This is a genomic window from Streptomyces sp. NPDC058459, assembly GCF_042721685.1.
Classification (GTDB): domain Bacteria; phylum Actinomycetota; class Actinomycetes; order Streptomycetales; family Streptomycetaceae; genus Streptomyces.
The window spans coordinates 1-19,877 of record NZ_JBHXLV010000040.1 but is presented as its reverse complement, the minus strand read 5'-3'; the positions used below and the strand labels follow the sequence as shown (position 1 = coordinate 19,877).

Sequence of the window (19,877 nt, the reverse complement as noted above, 5' to 3'; positions counted from 1 at the left end):
CAAGCCCGTCCCAAAGGCCCGCAGCCCACGCCCCGGCTAGCTCCTCACCCCCCTCACGGAGAAACCGATCGTGATGCACGACAGCCTCACCAACGGCACCCCCGGCGCGCGTCCGTCGCCGGCGAAGTCGTCCAGGATCTTGGACCGTTTGCGGCAGGCGTTCGGACGGGCTGCCCCGGGCGGAGCCAGTAGTACCCCGAGTCCGACTCAAGGCCGGTCTTCGGGGATCTCCGCCCCGGGGGTGGCGGAGTCGGCCCAGCGCCAGGGGGCGCCGGACCGGGAGGTCGGAGCCGAGGGCGGCTCTGACCAGGACGAGCTCCACGCCGTCCAGCAGCAGATCCTTAGCCCCGCACCCGCCACCGAACCGACGGCCGGCGAACGAGCATCCCAGAGCGTGCAGCCGACGATCCGCCGCTTCACCGGCACCAAGCGGACCGTCCGTGTCGGCCCGCTGCGCTTCACCGGCGACGAGCACGCCGCGCTCCAGGAGGCAGCAGCCGAGCACGGCTACAAAGGGGAATCCGGCTTCACCGCGGACATCGCCCTCGCATTCATCACCGGCCGGTTCACCGCGAACCTGCCGCTGTCCGAGGACCGCCGCCGCACTCACATGTTCCGCGCCCAGGTACTGCGCGAGCTCAACCGGATCGGTGTCAACGTCAACCAGATCGCCCGCGCCCTCAACAGCGACCTCACCCCGCCCGACGTACGTGGCCGTCTCGACGAGCTGCACCACCTGCTGGACCTGATCGCCCAGGCCCTGTGCGAACCCGCCGAGGCGGAGAAGGAGCAGGCCGCGTGATAGCCGCCATCAAACCGGCCGGGTCCAACACCCGTGGTCTGCTCGCCTACCTCTACGGCCCCGGCCGCCACGACGAGCACCTCGATCCGCACATCGTTACGGGCTTCGCGATGCTCGGTATGCCCGACCCCGGCCGGAACCCGGACGCCACCCTCACCCAGCTCGCCCACCACCTGGACGAGCCGGTGCATCTCCGGAACAGCGAGTTCGGTCAGAAGATCACCGACCACGTCTGGCACTGCCCCGTCCGCGCAGCCCCCGAGGACCGGCACCTCTCCGATACCGAGTGGGCCGACATCGCCCAGCGCATCATCGAAGCCGCAGGCATCGCCCCGCCCGGCGACGACCTCGGCTGCCGCTGGATCGCCGTGCGCCATGCGGACGACCACATCCACATCCTCGCCACCACCGTCCGCGAAGACGGCCGACGCCCCAAACTCCACGGCAGCGGCATCCGCGTCGGCGACGCCTGCCGCCAGATCGAGACCGACTACGACCTGCGCCAACTCAAGAAGGGCGACCGCACCACCGGAAAGCGCCCCACCCAGGCAGAGATGCACAAGGCCCAACGCCTCGGCTGGGACCAGACCAGCCGCGACTGGCTCCAAGACCGCATCCGCGCCGCCATCCCCCACGCCGGCAACGCCGAGGAACTCCTCGCCTACCTCGAAGCCGACGGCATCGCGATCAAACCCCGCCGCGCCCCCTCCGGAGACCTCCTCGGCTACGCCGCCGGCCGCCCCGGCGACCTCAACAAGGACGGGAAACAGATCTTCCACCCCGGCGGAACGATCGCCCCCGACCTCACCCTCCCCAAGCTCAAGGCCCGCCTCGAAACCACCGCACCCGAAGAACACCCCACCGCATGCCGACAGCGCCCCACCACCCCCTGGCACCAGGCCACCGACGCCCTCGACACCCTCAACTCGGACATGGCCCACGACATCCGCGCCCAGGCCCACATCGCGGCGCTCGGTGAACTCATCGAGTCCACCGCACAGAAGGCTCCTGACCACTCCCGAGCCGAACTGCGAACCGCAGCAAGGACATTCGCCCGCGCCCAGCGCTCCCAGATCCGAGCCGAGCACCAAGCCGCCCACACCCTGCGCCGCGCGACCCGCGACATCGCCCACACCGCCACCGGCCCCGACGGCAGCGCCTTCGCCGCCCTGCTCGCCGCCTTCGTCTGGGCCACGATCGCCGCCGCCCGCTGGCACGAGGCGAAGAACCACGCCCACCAGGCTGAAGCCGCCCGTCAGGCCCTGCACCACCTGCACACCGCCGCCGACCACGCCCTCGTCCCGGTCATTGACAACCTCGCCGCTCGTCAGCCGAGCGACCAGGCCCGCCGAACCCTGGCCCACGACGTCCGGGCCGCCGTCCCCGACCACGCCGACCGCATCCTCACCGACCCCGCCTGGCCAGCCCTCGCCACCGTCCTCGCCGACGCCGAAGCAGGCGGCCACAAACCCCACCAGCTCCTCAAGGAAGCCGCCGCCCAGCGCGAACTCACGAGCGCCCGCCAGCCCGCCCGCGTCCTGATCACCCGCATCCAGCACACCAGCCGCGACCCCGCCCCCAACCTCCGAGCCGAAGCCGCCCGCCTCCGCTCGACGCAGGTGTCCACGCACAGCACACACCAGCCCCAAGCACCCGGGCCCACCAATGCATTCGCGCCCCTCACCGATCAACGCCGCCAGCGGCGCTGACAGCTGGAAGGGGCGGGTCTGGCCCGCCTCGGCTGCTACTGCTCGTAGTCCCACGCCCGCCCGGTCTGGCGGTACTCCTCCACAGGGATGGGAACGACGCCCGTCCGCATCTGTGCGGTGTAGAGCAGACCGTCGAGGTGGTCGATCTCGTGGTGGACCAGCCGGGCGAGCCCTCGTTCGTAGGTGGTGGTCACCAGACGGCCCTCCAACGTGGTTGTCTCCACGGTGATCCACAGCGGCCGAGGGACCATGCCGCGAACGTCGAAGAACGACAGGCAGCCCTCGTACTGCTCGTCTTCTTCGCTGGAACGGTCGGTGATTCGGGGATTCAGCAGGACGATCGCCGGAGCCCCGGCGGCGTTCGGTTGGACGACGGCGACGGCACGGCCGATGCCGATCTGGGGCGCCGCGATGCCCATGCCCTTGGCGAAGGGGTGGACTTGCCCGATCCGCTCCATGGAGGAGAACAGCCGCTCGATGGCCTGCTCGGCTGCCTCGCGCTCAGTCGGCAGGTCGAAGACGCGCGCCCGCTCAGCAAGAACGGGGGCCCCGCGCTGCACGACGCCGAGGTCCCGCATCTGTTCACTGGGTCGCACCTGGATCACCTGAACTCCCCGTTATCCGCTTCATGTTCGGGACTGGCCCGGAACCGCCACTCCAAACGGTATCGGGCGTGGAGCGCGGGTGCGGAAGTGCTCCAGGCGAAGACGCGCACCCCTCCCTCCTCGCGCTGGACCGGTGCCGTTCGCAGCGGAGCCGCTTCGGCGGTCATTGACGTCTCGGTGCCCCACACAACGGGGTCGAGTTCAACAGGAAAGGCGAGTTCAACCACCAGATGCTCGGTAGGCAGGCGGACGGCGCGCTGGAACCAGCGGCCCCACTTCTCCTCGCCCACCGAGTAGGCGTATTCGATCCACACCGACTCACCCGGGTAGAGAGGGAAGCGGCCCTGCTCGTTCTCGAACAGCAGCCACACCTCCTTGAAGGCGTCGCGGTCGTGCTTGGCCTGCCAGCGCATCGCCTCCCCTCGACAGGTCGCGGTCAGCGAGAGCTCGTCCCAGGTCAGCGGATGCTCGCGATAGTGGGCGTTGGACTGTTCCGGCTCGCCCGGGTTACGGTCGACGCTGATGCGGATCAGATAGCGGGTGATGGGCTCACTGCCGGTGTTCCGCAACAACCGACGCATCGTGAGCCGGTACAGGCGCCCGTCGTAGTCGAGGCGGGCCGCATCGTGCTCCACTACGATCGCCGACCCGGTCGCATACGGCTGCTCGGACCGGCGAGGGGCGGGTGCGACCGCCGTCGGCGCCACAGGAGCCCTGGCCGTCTCGTACTCCAGCCAGCGCTTCCAGATGGCCTTGCCCGCGTTCAGTGCCTCCTCCGCACGACGGGCGAAGTCCTCGGTCGGCTTGTGCCGGCCCAACTCGACGTGGCTTACGTAGGAAGGGTCGAAGCCCATCCTTCTGGCCAACTCCCGCTTGGCCAGCCCCCGCACCTCGCGCCAGTAGGCGACCTCAGCCGCGAACGACTCGGCGGCCTGCTCAACCGTCAAGGCATCGTCCCGCGCATCCATCAAAGCCCCCGCCCCGGCCATCGGATGAGATGAATGAACCGTGAGTGATCTCGATTCACCATTCTGTCACGGCCCCGTCCGCCAGTTTCCTTCCTCTACCGGCCCAGGTCGACCCCGGGCCCCAACGAGGAGGGTCTCAGCGATGCGCGTGCTGTATCTGCTCAACGTCTCCAACGCCAGTCAGCTGTCCGCTGATTCCGGCTACACCTTCGCCGACATGCTCGCCCCGGCCCTGACCGACGCCGGGGCAGAGGTGACGGTGGCCTCGCCCGTCCCGGTCGGCGACGCCCGCGTGCACTTCGCGCTCACCGCTTCGCCGTCCACCAAGTACCGGGCCCGCTTCGATCCCGGCATGGACGCCCTGGTCGCCCTGATCCGCGACCGGCGGCCCGAGGTCGTGGTGGCCAACCAGATCGAGGCCGCACCCGCGATCCGGGCCGCGCTCCTGGAAGCAGGGGTGGACGCGCTGATCGCCGGCTACTGCCACTACCTGCCGTTCTCCTTCACCGACACCGGCGTCCTGGAATTGGACCCCGCGATGAACGACCGGGGCCTGGGCCGCAGCGTGCTGCTGGCCTTCGCCGCCGGCCTCGGTGCGTGCGATCGCGTCCTCGTCCACTCCTCCACTGCAGCCTCCTGGACCGCCGCGGCCGCCGCCCGTACCGGCGTCGAACTCGGCGACAAGCTGTACGTCGTACCCGCCCCCAGGGACGTACGGCTGGTACGCGACCCGGCCGACATCACCCCGCCCGCAGGCAGGGCCTCGGGCATTTACAACCACCGCCTGTACAGGCACTACGGCACCGCCCGCTTCACCCGGCTCGCCCGGCGTCTCGTCGCCGATGCCCCGGTGCGGCTCACCGTGATGGACCTGTTCGGTACCCGCAGTCCTGAGCGAATCCGGATCGACCCCAGCCCCGAACGGCACCTGGAGGAGCTGGCGACCACGGACGGCGTCACCATCGCCTCCGACCGTGGCGACCGCATCCGCTACCGCAACCTGCTGGCCGGGACCCACTTCGGCATCGCCCCCTTCCGTCCGGGCTGCCCCTGGTCCATGTCGGTGATCGACTGCCAGGCGATGGGCCTGCCGGTGATCGGCCCGCGCACCGGCTGGCTGGCCGAGCACATCGACCACGAGCTGCTGTTCGACACCGACGAGCAGGCCGTCCGGATCGCTGAGCGCCTCGCCACGGACGCCGAGTTCTACCTGGTGCACGCCAAACGCGCGCATGCCTCCACCACCGACCTCACGCCTGCCGTGGTGGCAGCCCGTTATCTGGAGGCGATCAAGTGACCGGCTTCGAGGCAGTGCAGCTCTCGTACGACGAGCCGCTGGCCGGCTCCCTGCACACCCGCCTCGCCCGGGTGCTGGGCGGCAGTGTCAAGCGCCTGCACGGAGTCCGCGGGATGCGACGCGCCTACCGACTCACCGCCGAACTGGTAGACACCGAACAGTTCTTCCTCGCCGATGGTGACTTCGCCATCGACCCCGAGTTCCCCACCGCAGCAGTCCAGCCTCTGGCCGACGGTGTGGCGATGCGGGTCTGGCAGGCGGTCAACCCGGTCAACGGCCTGACCTACGGCTACGGCGGCCTCAAGCTGATCCGCCGCTCGGCGCTCAGGGAGATGGGCCAAGCCGTCGACGTGCTAGCCGCACTGCCCGGACGCGTCGAGTTCTGCCGCCGGACCGCCGGGGTCACGCGGTTCAACCAGAGCCCCTTCCACGCGTGGAAGGCGGGCTTCCGAGAGTGTGCGATGCTCGCGCGCGGCAGCGAGTACGGCATGACCGACGCCTCCGCTCAGGAACGCATCGCCGCCTGGACGGCCAGCCGCGACGGCGAATTCGCCGCCTATGCGGCGGCCGGAGCCCGTGACGGACTCGGCTTCGCCAAGGCTGCTGCCCGAGACACTCAGCGCTTCGAGGCTCTCAACGACCCGCCGTGGCTGCACCAGCACTTCACCACGCTGTACGGCGAGCGGGCGGTCACCGGATGAACACCGTCCCCGGGCCGCTGGTGCTGATCGAGCCGTACGCACACCGGGGCGGCGGACACCACCAGCGCACGCTGGCGGCGCTCGCCGCCGAACGGCCGGGCAGCCTCGTCATCGCCCCCGGCGGCCTGAGCGAAGACCTTGCCCCGCTGGTTCGATCGGGAGCCCGAGTCGCTGCCGGTCCGGTCGGAGCGGCAGCGAGGATCCTTCTGTCCGTCGCGCGGGTGGCTGCCCGCGTCGCTGTCGCCGGTCAGCGGGTTTTCGCCTCCCGGAGCTGGCCGCAGACGGTCCGCAGGTCCCCGCACCAGGTCACCCTTCTCGCCCGATGCCTGACCGAGGCCGCCTGCCTTCGCACCGCACGCCGCCTCGCCCCGCGAGCCTCGTCCGTGGTGATCCTCAGCGCGAGCGAGGCCCTGCACGGTGCCGTTGCTCTGCTCGGCGGGACCCCGCATCTGCGGTTCGTCCACGAGGCGGTCACCACCGAAGATCGTCCCGTCCGGTGGGTGGGCCGGCTCGCCCGCAAAGGCGAGAAGCGGGTGATCGCGCTGTACCCGACCGCCGCCGTCCGTGACCAGGTCGGACCGGGCTTCCCTCACCTTCCAGGCGAGGTAAGGGCGTTCGCGGTTGATGACGGACGCCCGCTTACCGACGCTGAACGCGACGGAGCTCGTAGCGCCTTCACGATTCCCGCCGACGCGAAGGCGGTGTGCGTGGTCGGCGGCTGGTGGCCGTACAAGGACATCCCTACCGTCGATACGGCCCTCGCCCGCCTCACCGCCCCGCTTCACGTCCTGGTGTGCGGCACACCACTGGACGACGCCGTCCTCACACGCTGGCACCAGCTCCCCAACGTGCACCTGCACACCGTGCCCGGCCCGGTCGGCGACCAGATCCTGCGGCTGGTGTACGCCGCTGCCGACGCGGCCCTCGTCGCCCGAAAGTCCGGCGTGGGCAAGGAATCCGGGCTGGTCATGGATGCCGTCTGCCTCGGCGTACCGCTGATCGTTTCCGCGCACGACGCCGAGCTGACCGCCCGCCTCGCCGGGGAACCGTGGACCCGGCTCTTCCCGGCCGGTGATCCGGACGCCCTCGCCAAGGCGCTGGACCAGCTCACGGCAGATGCTCCCGCCCGCCCAGGCCCGTTAGCGCGCGGGGCTCTGGACATGAGCTCGGCGGCCGACCAAGCCGCTTTCCTCACCGACACCTACGCCCGCCTGACCAAGGAATCCCGATGAAGACACCCGTCTCTCCCGCCCTGGTCGCGGTGGTCGGCCCGGTCGAACCGGCCCTGCTGGCCGCCTGGACCGCCCACTACCGCCGGCTCGGCGTCGAGCGGTTCCACCTCGCCTTCCACTTCCCCGACCACATCCACGACGCCTGGCGGCACCAGCTCATCGCGGCTAGCCACGACCTCGGCATCGTCCCTGCCCGGATCAGCACCGGACCCTGGCACGAGCACACCAACACCCAGCTCCGCGACTTCCTGCGCGAGCAGGCAGGCCCCGGCTGGCACCTGATCGCCGACTCCGACGAGTTCCAGACCTACCCCGCCCCGCTCAACGAGATGATCGCCTGGGCCGAGGCCGCCAAGCACAAGGCGATCGGTGGGCTGATGCTCGACCGCGCCACGAGCGACGGCCGCCTGGCACTGTGGCGGCCGGAAATCGGACTGGACCGGTCCTTCCCGCTCGGCGGGCACCTCACCCACCGGCTGCTGAAGGGCGATCCCCGCAAGATCGTCCTTGCCCACTCCTCCGTAGCCGTGGCATCCGGCAACCATCGGGCACCGGGCCACAAGCCCGACCCGGACACGCTCGCATGCGTCCACCACTTCAAGTGGCGCTCGGGCGTTCTGGACGACCTCCGCCTACGGGTCGACCGGTTCACGTCCGGTGATTGGGCCGAGCACACCCCGGCCGTCCGCAGCGAGGCGTCGCGCCTGTTGCAGCACATCGACCGCCACAACGGCCGGATCGATGTCGCCGACCTGCGTCTGGCCTTCCGTCACGTCACGCTTGATCGACTGCCGAGCGGCTGGGCCGCCGAAGCCGCCAAGATCACAGCCATCTGGCGCCCGCACACGGCTCAGAGCCAGCCCGGCTCCACGATCTCTTCGCCCTCGTCCTGAGGCTTCTCGAAGCGAGCAAAGAAGTCATCCAGCGCCTCCGGGGTCACGACCAGCGCGTTGGCGTCTTCTCGCTCATTGCGCTCCGCCAGCCTGCGCAGAAGCTCCTCGCGCTCCACCGGGAAGTACAGAAGCCGCCACCGGCCGCCGGCCGCCTCCACCAGCTCCTTCATCGCGTCGCGGTCCTTACGCGGCCACAGCCCGTGGTCCCACACCACGTCCCGGCCCTCGGCGACCAGCTCGGCGAGCCGCTCGTGCAGCTCGGAGACGACCGGGGCCTCCTTCTCGAAGTAGGTGTTCTCCGGGTAGTCGACGCCGTACCGACCGTGCCGCTCATAGACGACCTCGTCCACCGACAGCCGTACTGCACCCTCCGGCTCCAACTGCCGCTGGGCATAAGTGGTCTTCCCCGAGCCGGTGAGCCCCACCAGCAGGAACACCACCGGAGTGTCCTCGGCCACCGCCAACTCCCTCCAACACCACCAGCGCTCCTCGGCCAGTTTGCCACCGTCGGCCGGCCCCAGGCTCTGTTCCTCCTCACCACCACCCGAAGGAACCGCTCGTGTCCGCCTCCGTACTCGCCCGCGCGCTGCGCGCCTACGTCCGCTACGCCCCCGGAACGGTGGGCAAGGCCCGACTCGTCGGCCACTTCCTCGACGAGCACCTGCGAATCCACCCCGCCCACACCGCCGTCAGGCTGCGGTCCGGCGACAAGATCGGCGTCACCACCAACGACGTCATCCAGCGCTACCAGTACCTCTTCGGCGAGTGGGAGCCGAACCTGAGCGCCTTCCTCCGCGACCGGCTCCGCCCCGGAGACACCTTCATCGACGTCGGCGCCCACCGAGGCGCCTTCAGCCTCCTTGCCTCCCACGCAGTCGGCCCCCACGGGCACGTCATCGCCGTGGAACCCTCCCCGCAGTTCCACGACGACCTGACCGCCGCGATCACCGCGCATCGCCGCACCAACATCCAGTCGATCCGATCGGCCGTCTCCGACACTCACGGCAGGCAGACCCTGTACCTGGAGGACCCCACCAACCTCGGCCACACCACCGCCGTGCGGCCCCGCCATGCCCACATGACCTTCGACGTACAGACCGCGCCGCTGGCCGACCTCATCAGCGGCGCCCAGTTCGCTACCACTCGGATCATCAAGATCGACGTCGAAGGCGCCGAAGCAGCAGCCGTCCGCGGACTCCTACCGGCGCTCGCGCACTTGCCGGCCGACGCGGAGCTTGTCGTGGAGGTCACCCCTCGGCTCTTGGCCAAGCAGGGCGAGAGCGCCACCGGGATCATCGACATCCTGAGCGAGAACGGCTTCCATGCGTACACGCTCACCAATGACTACGACCCGACCACCTATCCCAGGACCATGCGGCACCCGCAGCCGCCCGTTCGATGCACCACGGTCCCCGAGGAGATGACCGACCTGGTGTTCTCGCTCACCGATGCGGGCCACCTCGTATCCGGGCGTTGAAGCCGCCCGCGCTCCAAAAGGGAGCCGGCATCCCCAGATGCCCGCACGACCCCGAAGAATCCGAAGCACGTCGACAAGGAGCGGACACGGTGAGCAGCAAGAGTGTGATGAACAGTCGCAATGCGGTCTGCGTGATCGTCCACGACAAGAACACCGACACGGTCGCATCCCTGCTCTACGGGGCCCGTAGCTGGTCCCCGCAACCGGTCTGGACCCTTCCCGGCGGCAAGGCCGAACCCGGCGAACCCCTCGACGAAGCCGCTGCCCGCGAACTCAAGGAGGAGACGGGCCTTCTCGTCGACCCGGCCAACCTCTCACTCGTCCACGTCGTTCACGTCGAGCAGGGCTCGGACCGGTCCGGACAGTTCGTGCTCTTCGCGTTCGCCACCGACACATGGACTGGTGAACTGACCAACGCCGAACCGGACAAGCACCTCGCAGTCCAGTGGCTCGCGGCCGAACGCCTTCCCGAGCCCTCGTTTCCGACGGCCGCACAAGCACTGGCTGCGTACAAGGATGGTGGCCCGTCCTTCTCCCGCTACGGATGGCCGGCCACCATCACGAACTGATTCGCCTCGCTGTTCTGGACGGCCCGGCGGCCGCACGGCACCGCGCCTGATCAGTGGGGACTCGCCTACGTCGAGCCGCGACCAGGAACGCGCTCGACGTAGGCTCACCGGCATGAGCCTGCGCCTGAGCACCGTGATCCTTCCTGTCGACCGCTGGCACGAGGGTGGCCGCGCCAAGTGGCAGCGCGCCGAGGAACTCGGCTTCCACGCCGCGTACACCTACGACCACCTCTCCTGGCGCAGCTTCCGCGACGGCCCGTGGTTCGGCGCGCTGCCCACCCTCACCGCAGCCGCCACGGCTACGGACCGCTTGCGCCTGGGCACCTTGGTTACGTCGCCAAACTTCAGGCACCCAGTGACGCTCGCCAAGGAACTGATCTCGCTCGACGACATCTCCGGCGGACGCGTCACCCTCGGCATCGGCGCCGGCGGCAACGGCTTCGACGCCACCGCGCTCGGCCAGGAGGCGTGGACGCCGAAGGAGCGGGCCGACCGGTTCGGCGAGTTCGTGCCAATGCTCGACCGTCTACTCACCGAGGGCGCGGTCTCGCAGAAGGGCGACTTCTACACAGCCGAGGAGGCCCGCAACCTCCCCGGCTGCGTACAGCGGCCTCGGCTGCCGTTCGCAGTAGCTGCGACCGGCCCACGCGGCCTGAAGCTCGCAGCGAAGTACGGACAGGCGTGGGTGACGACCGGTGACCCGAAGCTGTACGAGGAGGGGACCCCGGAGCAGTCGGTGAAGGCACTCCGCAGGCAGATCGAGAGGCTCGGCAAGGCGTGCGCCGAGGCCGACCGGGACGTGGCCGACCTCGACAAGATCCTGCTCCACGGCTTCACCCCGGACCGGAACAGGCCGCTGGAGTCCGTGGACGCCTTCGTCGACTTCGCCGGTCGCCACCAAGAGCTCGGCTTCACCGAGATCGTGATCCACTGGCCGATCCCCGAGTCGGACTTTGCGGCTGGCAGGGCAGTCTTCGAGCAGATCGCCACAGAAGCGGTCGCCCAGCTCGGCTGAACGCCGACGATCGACGGACGGTCTGGGGATGCTGACCACCACTTCAATAGGGCTTGATCTCTCCCTCTTCCCATGAGAGCCTGCAAGGCTTTGCTCACAGCGATGAGGTGTTGGGGGAGAAAATGACGATGCCGTCGGCAAATCCGGGGCAGGATGGCAGGGACGAGAAGGTCGCCAGGCTGGCCGCCGGTTCCGCCAACTTCGGCCACCTCCTTGGCCACCAACCCTTGCTGGTGACTCTCGGATGCTCGGCGGAGTCGTACGTCCACACCGACCCACACGCCGCGATGTTCAAGTGTCGACTTTTCGGCGAAGTCATGGCTCGGCATCTGCTCGCACTGGTCAACGTCAGGGTGTCCAGCACGAGTCAGTTTGACCGGGTCAGGGCTCTCGCTGATCAGGGTGTGATTGTTCCGCAGGTCCACGCTTGGTTCGAAGAGATCCGGTTGACGGGCAACCGGGCGGTCCACGAGTACTACGCCAACGTCCGTGCCGCGCTCCAGACGGTGGAGGCATGTTTTCGGCTCGGAGACTGGCTGCATCGTTCTCTCACCCCTGCCGACGCCACACACCGGGTGTTCCTGGCTCCGGCCCGACCTTCCGCTGCCCCTGTGCCCACCACCGCCGCAGACCGGCAAGAGCTGGAGCAGCTCCGCAACGAACTGGAGGCATATCGCCGACGACTGGAAGAGGCGCGGCTCCGCTTCGATGGCAAGCAGGACAGGCTGGAGCGCGAGCGGGCCGCCCGAGCCCAAGCCGAGACGGAACTGGCTGAGGCCGAGGGGGAGCGTGCTGCGCTCCACGATCTGGTCGCAGAACTCAGCGAGCAGATCGACGAGCTCACCGCTGCTGCACTGGAGGCCAGCACACCGGCCCAACCGCTGGACAATGCATCGAAGCGGGACGAGTTCATCTCCCATGCGCAGAAGGCCGCCCGGCCGCCGATGAACGAAGCTCAGGTTCGCAAGGAGCTCGACAAGGTTCTCGAAATGGCGGGCTGGACCGTCCAGGACGACAACTCGAAGAACCTCTTCGCCGGGCAAGGTGTCGCGGTCGCGGAGGTGTCTACGGCTGTCGGACGGGCCGACTACCTCCTGTACGTCGACCAGCGGCTTGTGGGAGTCATAGAGGCCAAGCGGGAGGGAGCCGACCTGGAGGCAGCCATGCAGCAGGCGGCCCGTTACGCCACCGGTCTCACGCGTAGCCAGCAGCTCAGTGCTTGGCGCGCCAGCCTGCCCTTCCGCTATGTGGCGGACGGGAACACCGTCCGATTCCACAACGCCCTCGACCCGTCTCCGCGTACCCGTGAAATCTTCGCCGTGCACCGTCCGGAGACGATCGCCCGTTGGATCGACGAGGCTGAGGCGGATCCGGCCGCGCCGACGCTGCGGGCACGTCTGCGTCGACTCCCGCAGACCTTCCTCGACCCTGGCCCGCTCCGCCCCGCCCAGGTGAAGGCGATCACCGAACTGGAACGCTCGCTGGCCAAGGACGACCCCCGCGCGCTCATCCAGATGGCCACCGGGGCCGGCAAGACGTACACGGTAGTCAGTGAAAGCTACCGGCTCCTCAATCATGCGGGTGCCAAGCGGGTGCTGTTCCTGGTGGACCGGAACAACCTGGGTACGCAGGCGGCTACGGAGTACGAGAACTACGACACTCCGGACGACGGCCGCAAGTTCACCGAGCTGTACGTGGTGCAGCGGCTCGCTGGTGACAACGTTCTTGGCTCGGCGCATGTCGTGGTCTCCACGGTGCAGCGGCTGTGGATGGCGCTGACCGGCCGACCCGTTCCCAGTGCGGACGACAACGATGAGAAGCTCGACGGCTACGACCTTGTGAAGGAGCCGGTGGAAGTCGCCTACAACCCGGACCTTCCCCCGGAGACCTTCGACCTGATCGTGGTCGACGAGTGCCACCGCTCCATCTACGGCAAGTGGCGCGCGGTGCTTGAATATTTCGACGCACACCTGGTCGGATTGACCGCGACGCCTGTGGCCCAGACCTTCGGCTTCTTCTTCCAGAACCTTGTCAGCGAGTACCCCTACGAGCAGGCGGTCGCCGACAGGGTCAACGTGGATTTCGACGTCTTCCGTATCCGCACCGAGCTCGGTGAGAAGGGCGGCACGATCCCCGCGGAGACCGTCGTGCCGATGCGTGAGCGCAAGACCCGCCGAGAGCGGTACCAGGAGCTGGAGGACGACCTGGAGTGGAAGGCGTCGCAACTGGGACGCCAGGTGATCAGCAAGGGACAGTTGAAGCTCGTGCTGGAGACGTTTCGCGATCGTCTCTTCACAGATATTTTCCCACCAGCCGGAGAGGGAGAGACACAGCGATCGCGTACTCACGTCCCCAAGACACTGATCTTCGCAGTGGACGATAACCACGCTGATGAGATCGTGCAGATGGTCCGGATGGTCTTCGGAGAGAACGGAACCGACGACTTCTGCCGGAAGATCACTCACGCCGCAAAGCGACCGGCAGAACTGATCAAGGCATTCCGCAACAGCCCCGAAATGCGCATCGCGGTGACCGTCGACATGATTGCCACTGGCACAGACATTCCGCCGCTGGAGTGTGTGTTCTTCCTTCGCAATGTGAAGAGCTGGGCCTACTTCGAACAGATGAAGGGCCGAGGTTCCCGGACGATCGACCCGGCGGAGTTCCAGGCGGTGACTCCGGATGCCAAGGTCAAGGAACGGTTCGTGATCGTGGACGCGGTCGGCGTAACGGACTCTCCCCGTGTGGACGCCCGTCCGCTCAATCGGGCCACGGAGCGCAAGCTCCCGCTGGAACGGCTCATGGCCAAAACGGCGGGCCTCGCCATGACCGAGGACGAGATCGCCACCCTGGCCGGGCGCCTTGCCCGACTCGATCACCAGCTCACCTCTGGTGAACGAGCGGAGATCGAGGAACTCGCCGGCCAGCCTTTGCAGGAGATCGTTGGCGGCCTGGTACGGGCGGTCGACCCCGACCAGCAGGAGCGTGCCCGCCGCATTGGCGGCCCCAAGCAGATCCGGCAGGACATGATCGAAGCTCTGAAACCGATCGCTTCCAACAGCGAGCTGCGTGCCCGTCTCATGTCGATGCGCCGCGCCCACGACATCGTCATCGACGAGGTGAACGCGGACAGCCTGATGGAGGTGCGGGGTGTTACGGCGGATGAACTCGCCATGCGCCGGGTCACTTCGTGGCAGCAGTACCTCAAGGAGCACCAGGACGAAATCGCCGCGTTCAACATCGCCTTCAGCGAGCGGCGCGACCCGAGGGAGGTCTACCACCGCCTCCGCGACCTTGCCCGCCGTATCGAGCGTCCTCCTTTCCAGTGGACCCCTACAGGTCTCTACGAGGCGTACATCCAGCTTGGGAAGGCGAGCGAGAGGCCGAAAGGTAAGGCCGGGGTGGTCGACCTCATCGGGTTGCTCCGGTACGAGCTGGGCATCGACAAGGAGGTCCGCCCCTACCGGGTGCTCGTAGAGGAGCGGTACACAGCTTGGCTGGCCCAGCAGGAGCAGGCGGGCGCGGCCTTCACTCCGGACCAGATGTGGTGGCTCGACAAGATCGTGGACGTGATCGCGACAGACGCTGCGATCGAACCGGACCAACTTCGCGACGTACCCTTCATCGAGCGCGGCGGCGTAGACGGCTTCCTGAGGGACTTCGGGGCCGAGCGCGGGGCCGAGATACTGGATGAGATGGGACGGGAGCTGGGTGCGTGAGTGAGGGTGGTTTTCCCTCGGATCTGCCTAAGGGGTGGACTTGGGCTCGGCTGGATGAAGTTGCCGAAGTGCGGCTCGGGAGACAGCGGTCGCCGAAGAATCACGTTGGCACCCATATGCGTCCCTATCTGCGTGCCGCAAACGTAGGCTGGAATGGCCTCAAACTCGGCGATGTGAAGGAGATGAACTTCACGGATGACGAGGTTGCCGTCTACCGTCTACGCAAGGGCGATATCGTACTCGGCGAGGCATCCGGAAGTCCGTCCGAGGTGGGAAAGCCTGCAATCTGGAATAACGAGATCGCTGATTGCTGTCTGCAGAACACGTTGATCCGCGTGCGCAGCTACGGCGTCAACCCTTATTACCTCCTATACTTTCTGCGCAGTGAAGCGCTACGTGGCGCTTTCGTTGAGAAGTCGCGCGGGGTAGGGATCTTTCACATTGGAGCTGCGAGGCTCGCCGCTTGGCAGGTACCCGTCCCTCCGCTGGAGGAGCAGCAGCGCATCGTCCATGCCCTTGAAGAGCAGCTGTCGAGACTAGATGTTGCTTCAAAGCTTGTCGCTGACGCTAAAGCTAATGCAACCACACTCCTGCGATCCATTTGGGACTATGCCGCAAGCGGGCAGATCGCAAACGAGTGGGAGATTTCATCAGCTTCGGTGACCGAAAATCTGGCGAACGACTGGCAGTGGAGAACGCCAGCGGAATTGACTGATGGCTCCCAGGGAAGCATCACAATTGGGCCGTTTGGGAGTAACCTCAAGGTGTCGGACTATGCGGAATCTGGCGTACCTCTGGTTTTCGTACGCAACATTCGGTCAGCCGATTTTACACATACGCGGCACATCTCTAAACGTAAGGCAGAAAATCTCGAGGCGCATTCCGTCGAGTTTGGCGATCTCCTTATTACTAAAATGGGAGATCCGCCAGGGGATGCTGCCGCCTATAAGGAGGAGCGGGGTGCAGTCATTACCGCCGACTGCATTCGACTGCGTCCAGCTCAGCACTGGAATGTCGATTATCTCGTGGTGGCGGTGAATTCGACCCTGGTGCGTAGGCAGATTGAATCTGCCACCAGGGGGGTGGCCCAGCGCAAGGTCAGTCTAGGGCGGTTCCGCAACGAGGTCAGGATCCCTACCCCGCCCGCGCATCTACAGGAAGCGGTCATGGAGGCGGTCAACGAACGCGTGTTCGCGATTGGCCGATTGCAGGAAACGCTGGTGCGCGCCGAAAAGCGGGCGGCTGCCCTCCGTCGGTCTCTTCTCGCCGAAGCTTTCGCTGGCGGCCTCGTTTCTCAGGACCCCTCAGAGGAACCAGCCGAGGCACTCCTCACTCGGATGCGTAGCAATCGCGATGCTGCTAGAACGACCCAGCTCCAGAGGCGGAGCCCTCGCCGGCCTGCGGGTCGCCACAGACGGGACGCTATCCCCTTGGCGGAGACGCCGCCCCCAGCCACCTCTGTGCCCGACCTGGCCTCCGCCACTCAGCCCACCCTCGACATGGAGTTCCCCTCGTGACTACGACCGAGGCCCGCCGGCTCGTCGACAAGCTCTGGAGCTACTGCCATGTCCTTCGGGATGATGGCGTTTCCACCATCGATTACGTTGAGCAGCTAACACTTCTTGTCTTCCTCAAGATGGCGCATGAAGCGCAGTCACGGCCGCCGACCTTCCGGGAGCAGATCATGCCCGAAGGGCCGATCTGGGAGAACAGGGGCTGGCCCGAGCTGTTGAACAACGACGGGGCTGCGCTCGAAGTGGCGTACACCGAGCTTCTAGAGGACCTCGGGAACCAGCGGAAGGAGACCACCTTCCACCTGATCTTCAACGGCGCTCGAAACCGTATCCATGACCCCGCCAAGCTCAAGCGGCTCGTCAAGGACCTGATCGACAAAGAGAACTGGTCGGGCCAGAAAACCGACATCAAGGGGGACGCGTACGAGGAACTGCTGGCCCGAGGCGCCGAGGATATTAAGTCGGGTGCTGGGCAGTACTTCACCCCGCGACCGCTGATCCAGGCCATCATCGACTGCGTCTGCCCGACACCAGACGACACAATCACCGATCCTGCCTGCGGAACGGGCGGCTTCCTTCTAGCCGCCGCTGAGTACCTCCTTCATGAGTACGGCAGCCGATTCACGCCCGAGCAACGGAAGCACCTGAGCGACGGCGGTATCTGGGGTACCGAGCTTGTCCGGGGCACGGCACGCCTCGCCGCGATGAATCTCTTCCTTCACGGCATCGGCCAGCCCACCAAGCTTGCGCTCGTCCGTTCCCGCGATGCCCTCGCCGCGCCGCCCGATAAGAGAGCGAGCCTGGTCCTCGCCAATCCGCCGTTCGGCAAGAAGTCTTCCATCACCGTCTATGGCGACGATGGATCGGCCGCACGCGAGGCTATCGCGTACGAACGGCGCGACTTCTGGGTAACGACGACCAACAAGCAGCTCAACTTCGTACAGCACATTGCCTCGCTCCTGGAGATCCACGGACGTGCGGCCGTCGTCGTTCCGGACAACGTGCTCTTCGAGGGAGGCGCTGGCGAGACTATCCGCCGCCGCCTGTTGAACGAGTACGACGTCCACACTCTGCTGCGCCTGCCCACCGGAATCTTCTACGCTGGTGGCGTCAAGGCCAACGTACTGTTCTTCGACCGCAAGCCGGCCCGCCCCAACCAGCCCTGGACACAGAAGCTCTGGGTTTACGACTTCCGCACGACCCAGCACTTCACTCTGAAGCAGAACCCGCTCACTAGGTCCCACCTCGAAGACTTCGTGCAATGCTTCAAGCCGGACGAGGATCGTGCAAAGCGAGTCGAGACCGAGCGCTTCAAGCCGTTCACCTACGACGAGCTGGTTGCCCGCGACAAGGCGAACCTCGACATCACCTGGCTGCGTGACCCGAGCCTCGACGATGTTGACAGTCTTCCTGCTCCTGAGGTTCTGGCAGCCGAGATCGTCGAGGACCTCCAGGCTGCCCTCTCGGAGTTCGCTGCGATTGCCGAGACGCTGGAGCAGGCCAAGGCAGATCGCCAGCTGTCTGACGAAGCGGAGCCAGGCAGCAGAGAGAACGGGTAACTGGAAGGGGAGATCACCCTCGGCAGGGTGATCATGGGGTGCAGGAGACTCGCCAACTGTGCCCCACCCCAGGGCCCTTGTCAGTGCTCCGGTTTAGCCTTCGGCCATGCGACCGCCTCTCGAAAACGTTCTCCGCAATGCGCTCGTACAGAACCTGGAGCTGATCGAGCCTGGGCTCCGGCCGGTTCAGTTCGAGGAGTACTCGCTGCCCAATGCACACGGCACCAGGGGAAGCATCGACATCCTGGCCCGTGATCGTCATCAGATGTGGGTGGTCATCGAGCTGAAGCGGTCCCGGTCCAGCGCGCGGCAAGCCCTACACGAGGTCAACAAGTACACCGAGCTTCTCTGCCGGGAGAAGAACCTCGCGCCGGACCGCATCCGTGCGGTGATCGTTGCCATGCCGGACGACTGGGAGGAGCTCCTGATCGCCGTCAGCCACGCCGCGCGCGACTGGAGTCATGACCTTCGCGGGTACCAACTGCTCCTGGACAGCGACGGCACCCTCATCGGGACTGAGCGGGTAGAGCTCCTGCCCCGGGCGTTCGAACCCCGCATCACCCCCATCCACAACCTGTTCTTCTTCGCCACGGAGGAACAGCGTGAGCAGGGCTGGAGGATCATCAGCAAGGTCGCGGACGAGTTGGGGGCGCTCGACCTGCTGGCGGCGGATCTAGACCGCGTAGCGGAGAAGCACTACATTCCTGCGCCTTTCGGCCTGTACCTAGCGGTGGGCCGGGTGAACGAAGAGCTCGCCGCAGCGGATCTCCTGGGTGGTTACGACGGGCCAGAGCCGTTCGCCGAAGAGCACCAAGCCGAGTACCTGGCCCTCTGCGAGCTCTGTAACCGCCTTGCGCGCAGCAGGCTGCGCGGAATGAACATGGAGTCTGCACGGCCAGGACTGTTGAAGAATCTCCGTGACGACCCCAACTGGTCCATCCAAGGCTTCCGAGGCACAGGAGCCTACGACAACACCGCCGCGTTCGAGCAGCAAGACCTGTTCCGCTTCCTGACCGGGGATGAGCGAGGCGACAGTCAGGTCTTGTACACAGGCACCGCCAGCCCGCAGGTTGCCAGCCGTTGGAAGGCATTCAGGCAGGAGGCTCGGCAGAGTTTCGCCGGCAACCACGAGTGGGAGTCACTTGTGGACGGCTGGCTCGACGAGGTGGGCCCGAAGGTCGGCGAGGGAGACGTCGGATTGCACGTCTACAACCCCTGTGACCTTTTGCAAGCAATCATCCATGGGTGGCCGGACCGCATGGAGAAACTCCTGCCTATGGTCATGGGGGAAGCAGTACCCCGCCAAGGGCTGCGGCACTTGGTGCGCGGCGTCCTGTGCTGGAACGGCCGAGGCATGTCGCTCCCCGATGCGGTACGGCTCGTGTACCGAGACCCGCTGTTCTTGATCAGCAACATGTACGGGGGGACCGTGTGGGCACGAGACCGAGAGCTATTGGACCTCCTTGGCCTGCACTACGTGCTCCTGGAGAAGATCGGACCCGTTGGGTCCGGGGCGACGGTAGAGGACGAGCACCGCATCTGGATACATCGAGAGCAGAGTCCTCGCGTCTACTCCTCCGATACGGACCCACGCGGGTACGCACAGGCGTACGCGAGCATTGAGGCTGATGGCGAGATCGTCTCGATCGGGCAGTACCTCCACAGGCACTCCCACGAAGTGGAGCTGGTGGCCCGGGAGTACCGTGCCTTCACTCATGGCGTCTAGCTGTATTGCCCTGTGAGGTTGGGGACGCGGCTGGCGGGTGGTTTGCCTGCGAGGGCGGTGTGTCCGCGGTGGTGATTGTAGGTGTGGAGCC

General features: G+C 66.8%; 16 protein-coding genes. 13 read left to right on the top strand and 3 right to left on the bottom strand.

Annotation, left to right across the window (positions count from 1 at the left end; translation table 11 throughout):
- The first annotated feature begins 394 nt into the window (after positions 1 to 394).
- Complete coding sequence (locus ACFWN1_RS10925; RefSeq protein ID WP_384359825.1) at positions 395 to 802, top strand: MobC family plasmid mobilization relaxosome protein; 408 nt, start codon at positions 395 to 397, stop codon at positions 800 to 802.
- Positions 799 to 2,511 (top strand): mobilization protein, encoded by a 1,713-nt coding sequence (locus tag ACFWN1_RS10920; protein ID WP_384359823.1) that lies wholly within the window; start codon positions 799 to 801, stop codon positions 2,509 to 2,511. Before ACFWN1_RS10925 ends, ACFWN1_RS10920 begins: the two co-directional genes overlap by 4 nt.
- 35 nt (positions 2,512 to 2,546) lie before the next feature.
- Here ACFWN1_RS10920 and ACFWN1_RS10915 read toward each other — a convergent pair whose 3' ends face one another.
- A complete protein-coding gene (locus ACFWN1_RS10915) occupies positions 2,547 to 3,107 on the bottom strand; it encodes a peptide deformylase (protein ID WP_384359821.1) in 561 nt (186 codons plus the stop codon).
- Positions 3,108 to 3,112: 5 nt separating this feature from the next.
- A complete protein-coding gene (locus ACFWN1_RS10910; protein WP_384359819.1) occupies positions 3,113 to 4,084 on the bottom strand; it encodes a multiprotein-bridging factor 1 family protein in 972 nt (323 codons plus the stop codon).
- A gap of 142 nt (positions 4,085 to 4,226) precedes the next feature.
- Here ACFWN1_RS10910 and ACFWN1_RS10905 point away from each other — a divergent pair, with 142 nt between their 5' ends.
- From ACFWN1_RS10905 to ACFWN1_RS10890, 4 genes are read left to right on the top strand one after another with little or no spacing between them, the layout of a single operon-like run.
- Entirely contained in the window at positions 4,227 to 5,381 is a 1,155-nt protein-coding gene (locus tag ACFWN1_RS10905; protein ID WP_384359817.1) for a glycosyltransferase family 1 protein, read from the top strand.
- Positions 5,378 to 6,082, top strand: coding sequence for a hypothetical protein (locus tag ACFWN1_RS10900; RefSeq protein ID WP_384359815.1), 705 nt, complete (start codon positions 5,378 to 5,380; stop codon positions 6,080 to 6,082). Before ACFWN1_RS10905 ends, ACFWN1_RS10900 begins: the two co-directional genes overlap by 4 nt.
- Positions 6,079 to 7,314, top strand: coding sequence for a glycosyltransferase (locus ACFWN1_RS10895; RefSeq protein WP_384359813.1), 1,236 nt, complete (start codon positions 6,079 to 6,081; stop codon positions 7,312 to 7,314). The genes ACFWN1_RS10900 and ACFWN1_RS10895 overlap by 4 nt, the downstream gene beginning before the upstream one ends.
- Complete coding sequence (locus ACFWN1_RS10890) at positions 7,311 to 8,207, top strand: glycosyltransferase family 2 protein (protein ID WP_384359812.1); 897 nt, start codon at positions 7,311 to 7,313, stop codon at positions 8,205 to 8,207. Before ACFWN1_RS10895 ends, ACFWN1_RS10890 begins: the two co-directional genes overlap by 4 nt.
- Here ACFWN1_RS10890 and ACFWN1_RS10885 read toward each other — a convergent pair.
- Complete coding sequence (locus ACFWN1_RS10885; RefSeq protein ID WP_384359810.1) at positions 8,165 to 8,665, bottom strand: AAA family ATPase; 501 nt, start codon at positions 8,663 to 8,665, stop codon at positions 8,165 to 8,167. The two genes, ACFWN1_RS10890 and ACFWN1_RS10885, sit on opposite strands and share 43 nt — an antisense overlap.
- Positions 8,666 to 8,766: 101 nt before the next feature.
- On the opposite strand from ACFWN1_RS10885, the gene ACFWN1_RS10880 reads away from it, so the two are divergent.
- The 7 genes from ACFWN1_RS10880 to ACFWN1_RS10850 all read left to right on the top strand — a co-directional run bounded on the left by ACFWN1_RS10880 (position 8,767) and on the right by ACFWN1_RS10850 (position 19,786).
- On the top strand, positions 8,767 to 9,684 hold the full coding sequence (locus ACFWN1_RS10880; RefSeq protein ID WP_384359808.1) for an FkbM family methyltransferase: 918 nt from the start codon (positions 8,767 to 8,769) through the stop codon (positions 9,682 to 9,684).
- Between the two features lie 89 nt (positions 9,685 to 9,773).
- Positions 9,774 to 10,253 (top strand): NUDIX domain-containing protein, encoded by a 480-nt coding sequence (locus tag ACFWN1_RS10875; RefSeq protein WP_384359806.1) that lies wholly within the window; start codon positions 9,774 to 9,776, stop codon positions 10,251 to 10,253.
- A gap of 112 nt (positions 10,254 to 10,365) precedes the next feature.
- Positions 10,366 to 11,268: an LLM class flavin-dependent oxidoreductase gene (locus ACFWN1_RS10870; RefSeq protein ID WP_384359804.1), complete on the top strand. Its 903-nt coding sequence runs from the start codon at positions 10,366 to 10,368 to the stop codon at positions 11,266 to 11,268.
- A gap of 53 nt (positions 11,269 to 11,321) precedes the next feature.
- Positions 11,322 to 14,987, top strand: coding sequence for a DEAD/DEAH box helicase family protein (locus ACFWN1_RS10865; RefSeq protein WP_384359802.1), 3,666 nt, complete (start codon positions 11,322 to 11,324; stop codon positions 14,985 to 14,987).
- On the top strand, positions 14,984 to 16,504 hold the full coding sequence (locus ACFWN1_RS10860) for a restriction endonuclease subunit S (RefSeq protein WP_384359800.1): 1,521 nt from the start codon (positions 14,984 to 14,986) through the stop codon (positions 16,502 to 16,504). The genes ACFWN1_RS10865 and ACFWN1_RS10860 overlap by 4 nt, the downstream gene beginning before the upstream one ends.
- Positions 16,501 to 18,060 carry a class I SAM-dependent DNA methyltransferase gene (locus ACFWN1_RS10855; RefSeq protein ID WP_384359798.1) on the top strand — a complete coding sequence of 520 codons (1,560 nt, stop codon included), beginning with the start codon at positions 16,501 to 16,503 and terminating at the stop codon, positions 18,058 to 18,060. The genes ACFWN1_RS10860 and ACFWN1_RS10855 overlap by 4 nt, the downstream gene beginning before the upstream one ends.
- A 106-nt stretch (positions 18,061 to 18,166) precedes the next feature.
- Positions 18,167 to 19,786, top strand: coding sequence for an endonuclease NucS domain-containing protein (locus tag ACFWN1_RS10850; protein ID WP_384359796.1), 1,620 nt, complete (start codon positions 18,167 to 18,169; stop codon positions 19,784 to 19,786).
- Positions 19,787 to 19,877 lie beyond the last annotated feature (91 nt).

Bases quoted from the DNA above. Each gene is read 5' to 3' on its own strand.
- ACFWN1_RS10910 (WP_384359819.1), bottom strand. From the start codon at position 4,084: ATGGATGCGCGGGACGATGCCTTGACGGTTGAGCAGGCCGCCGAGTCG.
- ACFWN1_RS10905 (WP_384359817.1), top strand. From the start codon at position 4,227: ATGCGCGTGCTGTATCTGCTCAACGTCTCCAACGCCAGTCAGCTGTCC.
- ACFWN1_RS10895 (WP_384359813.1), top strand. From the start codon at position 6,079: ATGAACACCGTCCCCGGGCCGCTGGTGCTGATCGAGCCGTACGCACAC.
- ACFWN1_RS10890 (WP_384359812.1), top strand. From the start codon at position 7,311: ATGAAGACACCCGTCTCTCCCGCCCTGGTCGCGGTGGTCGGCCCGGTC.
- ACFWN1_RS10870 (WP_384359804.1), top strand. From the start codon at position 10,366: ATGAGCCTGCGCCTGAGCACCGTGATCCTTCCTGTCGACCGCTGGCAC.
- ACFWN1_RS10850 (WP_384359796.1), top strand. From the start codon at position 18,167: ATGCGACCGCCTCTCGAAAACGTTCTCCGCAATGCGCTCGTACAGAAC.